Source organism: uncultured Brachyspira sp., from assembly GCF_944390595.1.
GTDB lineage: Bacteria > Spirochaetota > Brachyspiria > Brachyspirales > Brachyspiraceae > Brachyspira.
Window position 1 is genome coordinate 1 of sequence record NZ_CALXRN010000040.1, and the last position, 7,242, is coordinate 7,242.

Here is a 7,242-nt window from a genome sequence, read left to right on the forward strand (position 1 = left end):
TGAAATAGAATAATTTGAATTATTAATAATACCTATTTTATAATTTATATATTATGAAATGGGTATTATTTTTTTATCATTTTAGTATATCTTTAATCTTTTTCAATTCTTTTTGGTATTCTTTTGATATTTTATTTTTTAATTTTTCATCTTTTACAATATCGCAGCATAATAATATTTTTTCATATAATTTCATATAAGAAGAAGAATGTTTATTTATAAAAGGCTCGCTAATGAAAGCCCATATTTCTTTTTCTGTTTTTTTATTATTAATATTAATCATTATATCAGCTGATCTTTCTATTATATATCTGCCTAAATTAATATCATAAAAATTATCATCTTGAATATTTTTTATATTGTTCATATATTTTGATATTAATTGCCAAGCATAATCATATTTATTATTATCAATTAAATATTTAAGATAAGTATCTAAAGCAGAAACTATATCCCAATTACTTGCATTTTCTTCAATAGCTATTTCAAAAAGTTTTTTAGTAGTTTCCAGTAAAGATTCTTTATCTTCTATAAGTGACTCATAATATTTTAATTTATCTAAATTCTTTTTATCCCATTCTTTTACATTGCTTTTCCATATATCAATAAGTTTTGAACATAATTTTAATTCATCAATATCTATAAAATATGATATTACCGTATCTATACTTAATTCATCTAATCTCTCATTATAATAATTATAATCATCAACACCATAACCGCAATTACAATCAAAGTTTGAGTTTTTTGCTTTATCAAATAAATACTTATATTTTGAAAGTAATTTATTTATATCATCATTATAAAAAAAACTCATAATTTCTAAAGAAGCACCTATTCCCTGATAAGAATTAGTTTGCCTGTCTTTTATCTCTTCTTCAAACAAAAAAACAAGCAAATATTCAAATTCTTTTTTATTCATTAATTCATTTATATTTTTATGATAAAGTATAGATAAAACTAATTTTAATCTTTCATTATAATTTTTATCTTTTGTATATTCTGCCTCATTATCTTCTTTATATATAAATGGAGAAATATTTATTTTAAATTTTTCTTTATCATCATTTTCTAAGCAATTCAATAATTCTTCAAGAGTCTTATAATATTCTTTTAAATAATCATTAAATAATTCTTGATAAAGTTCCATAATATATAAAAATCACTTATTAATCATTATGATCATATATTGAAGTTACTCCTAGCACCTTAGCAACCATATATGATATTATAGCCACTATAACAAGTGCTGAGAAATTGGAAATAGAGTTGGATATCTCAAGTATCAATATACATACCATTATAGGCGTTCTAGTAATTCCAGACATAAGGGAAGTTATACCCAAAAGTATAAATAAATCTCCATATACTGCATAATCTGGAAAGTATTTTATAAGTAATATATCATATAAAGAACCTATTGAAGCACCTAATATAAATGTAGGAAAAAATACTCCTCCTACTGCTCCTGATGTTGCACATACTGAAGTATAGAATAGTTTAACAAATATAAGAATAAAAAGCATAGAAACAGAAAATTTATCTTTAACTATACTTCCTATAAGCAAATCACCGCTTCCAAGTACATAAGGGAAAAACATTATCATAAAACCAGCCATCAAGAAAGCAGGTACAGGTCTAAATACATCATTTTCTATATTCTGATACATTTTAGAAAATAAATTCATAAGATAATTTAAAAGAGAAGCAAGCATTCCGCATATTATACCAAAAGGAAGAAGTGAAATATAATGTCTAACCTCTAATATTTTTGGCAAATTAAAATTAAGAATAAAAGCCTGCCCTACAAGATGTTCTACTACAAGTATTGAAGCTATGGAAGAAAAAACTATACATACAAAAACTATATGATTTTTATTTTCTCCAAGCTCCTCAAAAGAAAAAGCAATGCCAGTAAACGGGGCACTGAAAGTAGCTGTCATTCCGGCACAAGCACCGGAAACAAGCAAATATCTTCTATATTTAGCAAGCTTTGAAAAATATTTATGGAAAAAAAGTCCTACAAGTGTACCAACATGCATAGAAGGACCTGCTCTTCCTAAAGAAATTCCGCTTGCAAATGATATCATACTGCCGAATAATTTGAATAATATTTCTAATATAATATCTTTAGGTTCATGAAGAGATATATAATATTTTATTTGAGGTACTCCGGCACCCCTTATCTGCGGATAATACCTTAGTATATATCCTATAGTACATCCGGCAATTATAAGAAAAATAAAAAGAAGCACAGGATAATACCATCTATCAAATATGAAATTAGATATATAAAATACATTAACACTTAATTTGTAAAGCATTATTCTGTACAAAGAAATTATAAAGCCTACTGAAGCTCCTATACAAGCAGACAGCATGAAAAGCTTTACATATTTAATTTCAAAATTAATCTTCATAATTTAATTTTCTAATAAGTGTTTTTTATTTTTTATCAATCATAATATATAGTATATAAATTACACATTAAATCTAAAGGTTACAACATCTCCTTCCTGCATAAGATATTGCTTACCCTCAAGCCTAATAGCACCTGCCTCTTTAGCTTTTACAAAACTTCCAAGCTCTAAAAGTTTATCGCAGTTTATAACTTCAGCACTAATAAAACCTCTTTCAAAATCACTATGTATTACACCAGCAGCCTCAGGAGCATAAGCACCTTCTCTTACAGTCCAAGCTCTTGTCTCATCTTCACCGGAAGTTAAAAATGTTAATAATTTTAATAGTCTATGTCCTGCTTTTGTAAGTCTTGCAACTCCGGACTCTTTAACTCCCAAATCCTCTAAATAACTTAATCTCTCTTCTTCATCTAAATCCTGTAAATCTGCTTCTATTTTGGCACTAAATGGTATTAATTCAATATTTCTTTCTTTTGCATAATTTTGTAATGTTACATAATTAGAATTTTTTTCAGGATTAGCAAGTTCATTTTCTGATAAATTAGCACCTATCATCATGCTTTTTGCAGTCAATAAAAATAAAGGCTTTAATATTCCTTTTTCTGTATCTGTTAAATCTAAACTAAATACAGGTTTGAAATTATTTAATTCCGGAAGTATTTTTTCAAGCAATGCTACTTCTTCTTCAGCAGCCTTTCCTTTTCCGCCTTTAGCAACCTTTTTTTGTCTTTCCATTCTAGCATTAATAGTATCAATATCTGCAAGCATAAGTTCTGTCAAAATAATATCTAAATCTCTTAAAGGATCAACCTCTCCAATATGAGTAATATTCCCATCTTCAAATACTCTTACAACATGCAAAACTGCATTAACTTCTCTAATATGAGAAAGGAATTTATTACCAAGCCCCTCCCCTTTTGAAGCTCCTTTTACAAGTCCTGCAATATCTACGAATGTTGTTGTATTATAAACTTTCTTTTTTGATTTAAAAAGTGCTGCTAATTTATCAACTCTTTCATCTTTTATTATAGCAGTAGCTTCATTTTTATCTATAGTACAAAACGGATAATTAGCTGCTTCAGCATGAGCATTTGTTAGAGCATTAAAAAGTGTTGATTTCCCTACATTCGGAAGTCCTACTATTCCTATAGATAAAGCCATATTTTTTATTTCCTTAACTTAAATTATTTTATTTAGAAACATTATATATCAAAAAATATTAATAACAAGCATATTAAAAATTGATAATGAAAAAAATATTATAATTTTAAAATCATATATTTGTATTTTTTCAGTATTTAATTTTTATTAAAAAAATCATCTTATAAAATGTTTATTTATAAAAATAAAAAGATATAATTAATAATATATAAAAAACTTGAGGATAAATCTATGATATATAATATGTGGTATGCAGTATTAGATTCAAAAGAAGTAAAACAAAATAAGCCTCTTTTTGCTAAAAGATTAAATAAAAATCTAGTATTTTGGAGAGATTCAAATAACAATATATGCTGCATAGATGACAAATGCTGTCATAGAGGAGCATCATTATCTCATGGAAAAATATGCGGAAACAATGTAGCATGTCCATTTCATGGATTTCAATTCGATAAAAGCGGAAAAACTGTAATGATACCAGCTAATGGAAGAAATACTGCAGTTGATGAAAGATTTTTTGTTGAAGGATATGAAGTAAGAGATTTATATGGATTTATTTGGTTTTGGTATGGAGATAAAGATAAAATAAATGATAAAATAATGTTTCCTGATGATTTAAAAGATAAAAAATTTTCTTACTCTACAATAAGAGATGAATGGAATAATCATTATACAAGATGTATAGAAAATCAGCTTGATGTTGTGCATGTGTCTTTTGTACATTATAACACTATAGGAAGAGGAAACAAAACTATTGTTAATGGTCCTTTGGTAGAATTAGAAAATGATGTTATGAAATTTTATGTGAATAATGTTATTGATAACGGACAAAAAGCATTAAGTTCATCCGAAATGAAAAAAGAAGATTTTAAATACTTTTTATATTTTTATTTTCCAAACACTTGGCAGAATTATATATTTGAAAAAATGAGAATATTTGGTGTGTTCGCTCCTGTCGATGATGAAAATACTGTTGTGTATATGAGGTTCTATCAAAAAATAGTAAATATTCCTTTTATAAAATCTATAATAAATCTTATAGGAAAAAAATATTCGGATATTGTATTAAAACAGGATAAGAATGTGGTAAAAACTCAATCAAGAAAAGAATCATATTTAGGCATGCCGGAAGAAAAATTGATAGCAGGAGATATGCCTATAATTGTATACAGAAGTACTAGAGATAAATTTAAAAAATATAACAATAAAGACTAATTTATTTATTAAATTTATTGACTAAAAACGAAAAATTTGTTAAAGTACTAAATATGGCAAGTAAATCATTTGAAATTAGTTATTTTCTAAAAGATAATTCTGTTATTGTATTATCATTACAAAATAATATATATGATGAAAATTTACCTGAATTAAAAGAGTTATTTTCTGAATTCACCATAAAAAATATAAACAATATCGTTTTAGACCTATCAAAATGCATGTTTATAGAAAAAGAAATATGGGAATATTTTATTCAATTAAAGAAAGAATTGTCACAAAATAAAGGCAATATAGTACTATCTAATATGTGCAGTGTTGTAAAAAGCGATTATAATCTTATGGAACTATCTAGTTTTATAGATTCTTTTCAAGATATTAACGATGCACTATATAATTTTGGTATATTAACCGATATTAAATCTGCTTAATTTTATTTTTATACTTGAATTTTTCTTCTTGTAGATATAATATATAAACATGAAAATTGTAAAAAACTTAATAACATTAGCATTATTTTTTATAGTATTTTTTGGATTATATTTCTTTATATATTTCCTTAAAATATTAGACACTAATAATATATACAGTAATCTTACTCTTGATTCTATTAAAAATTTAATGGAGCATTACTTTTTTGCTATCGTAGTTGTTTCTGCTGTATCTACTATGATATTTACAGGAGCATTGAATAAATTTGTTGGTAATTTTTCAATAATATTTACTATAGCAGTATTAGCTGCTTTTGTAACATTATATCCTGCATATACAATTATTTTTAATAAAAATGTTGATTATTTAAGAAATGAATTAACAGATAAAAGTTCATCATTTATAGATGATAATGGAAAATATTTTTCAAAAATAGACAATCATATAATAAGAGTAGGATATAAATTATTAGATAACACATATAAAAATGCTTTATTTATAGATCCTGCTGCTAATGGTAAAGTTTATTTTGCAGACTATATATATTTTACTGATAAAGAAATAGCTTTACATGAAGTAACTGAACTATATGGTACTCTCACTAGTAAGAAATCATCTGTTGTTTTTGAAAGAAAATCTATATCAAAATATTTATTTAATTTCTCAACAGATGTAATATTTGGTTTTGAAGTATTTCCAATAATATCAACTTTATTAAAAGTGCTAACTACAACAGATATACCTATATACACTGTACCTATATTGTTTGTTAATTTCATATTTTTATTTTTCAGCTTCTACATGCTTGGATTATGCCTATTTTCAAAACAATATCAATATCACAACATATTAAATGCTTTTGTATTATATGGTATAATAAAATTAGTACTTGCTGTATTAATAGAACATTATAGTTTATTAGAAATAATAATTCGTAATATTACTTTCTGGAATATGTCATTGACTTTATTTATATCATCAATAATCATTATAATAATATCATTGATTTTGAAAAAAATATTTAATAATGACAAAAGAACCAAAAAAGAAATATAATAATTAAGGGATATGAAATAAAATACTAGAATGAATCAGATTATAAATGATTTTTGCAAAATAGATTTAAAAAAAGATAGTATTATAACAATAGGCAAATTTGACAGTGTTCATAGAGGACATCAAAAACTTATCAAATATACTGTAGATTACGCAAAAAAAAATAATTTAATTTCTATAGCAATAGTAATAAAGAAAAAAAATATCTCAATATATAATACAGAAGAAAATAATTCTTTTATAAAATCATTAGGTATTAACTACATAATTGTTATTGACTTTTTACCAGAATTTTATACAATGGAAGCTAAAGAGTTCTTTAATAAATTAATAGAATATTATCGTATGAAGCATATTGCAGTTGGTGTTGATTTTGCTTTTGGAAAAGATAGAATCGGAGATAGAGATTTTATAAAAAGATACTCTAAAGAATGCGGTATAGGAGTAAGTTTTATAAAATTTCTTAATTATAAAGGAGATAAAGTATCAAGCTCTAATATAAGAGAATGTCTTTCCAATGGAAATATGTCAGATGTAAATAAAATGCTTGGAAGAGAATATTCTATGAGCGGACTGGTAGTTCATGGAAATGCTTTGGGAAGAAAAATAGGATATCCTACAGCTAATCTAGAACTTCCTAAAAATATATTTATTCCTAAAATGGGAGTTTACAGCTCAACTGTCAAAATAGGCAATGGGGATAAAATTTATGAAGCTCTTACTTTTATTGGAATAAGCAATATTAATAAAGAGCTTAGAGTAGAAAGTCATATATTAGATTTTTCTAAAATGATATATGGTAAAAAAATAACTGTTATATTATTAAAATACATAAGAGATAATATAAAAGTTAATTCTATAGATGAAGTAAAAAAATTATTAGAAAATGATGAAAAAAAGATAAGAAAATATTTCAAAAGGAGAACAAAAAAATGTCTATCACAGCAGACGAAAAAGC

7 protein-coding genes are annotated in these 7,242 nt (G+C 24.9%); 4 read left to right on the top strand and 3 right to left on the bottom strand.

All coding sequences use genetic code 11. The features are described from left to right. Positions 1-76: 76 nt before the first annotated feature. From Q0J90_RS02190 to ychF, 3 genes are read right to left on the bottom strand one after another with little or no spacing between them, the layout of a single operon-like run. Positions 77-1,150, bottom strand: a complete 1,074-nt coding sequence (locus tag Q0J90_RS02190; RefSeq protein WP_297276348.1) for a hypothetical protein — start codon at positions 1,148-1,150, stop codon at positions 77-79. A 19-nt stretch (positions 1,151-1,169) separates the two neighbouring features. Further along, complete coding sequence (locus Q0J90_RS02195; RefSeq protein ID WP_297276349.1) at positions 1,170-2,420, bottom strand: chloride channel protein; 1,251 nt, start codon at positions 2,418-2,420, stop codon at positions 1,170-1,172. Between the two features lie 60 nt (positions 2,421-2,480). After that, positions 2,481-3,581: a redox-regulated ATPase YchF gene (gene ychF, locus Q0J90_RS02200; RefSeq protein WP_297276350.1), complete on the bottom strand. Its 1,101-nt coding sequence runs from the start codon at positions 3,579-3,581 to the stop codon at positions 2,481-2,483. Between the two features lie 231 nt (positions 3,582-3,812). On the opposite strand from ychF, the gene Q0J90_RS02205 reads away from it, so the two are divergent. The 4 genes from Q0J90_RS02205 to Q0J90_RS02220 form a co-directional block, all read left to right on the top strand. Then, positions 3,813-4,796: an aromatic ring-hydroxylating dioxygenase subunit alpha gene (locus Q0J90_RS02205; protein WP_297276351.1), complete on the top strand. Its 984-nt coding sequence runs from the start codon at positions 3,813-3,815 to the stop codon at positions 4,794-4,796. 53 nt (positions 4,797-4,849) lie between these two features. Further along, complete coding sequence (locus Q0J90_RS02210) at positions 4,850-5,227, top strand: STAS domain-containing protein (RefSeq protein ID WP_297276352.1); 378 nt, start codon at positions 4,850-4,852, stop codon at positions 5,225-5,227. Positions 5,228-5,276: 49 nt separating this feature from the next. Further along, on the top strand, positions 5,277-6,284 hold the full coding sequence (locus tag Q0J90_RS02215; protein WP_297276353.1) for a hypothetical protein: 1,008 nt from the start codon (positions 5,277-5,279) through the stop codon (positions 6,282-6,284). 30 nt (positions 6,285-6,314) lie between these two features. Further along, positions 6,315-7,242: bifunctional riboflavin kinase/FAD synthetase (locus tag Q0J90_RS02220; RefSeq protein ID WP_297276354.1), on the top strand; the 928-nt coding region annotated here is incomplete at its 3' end.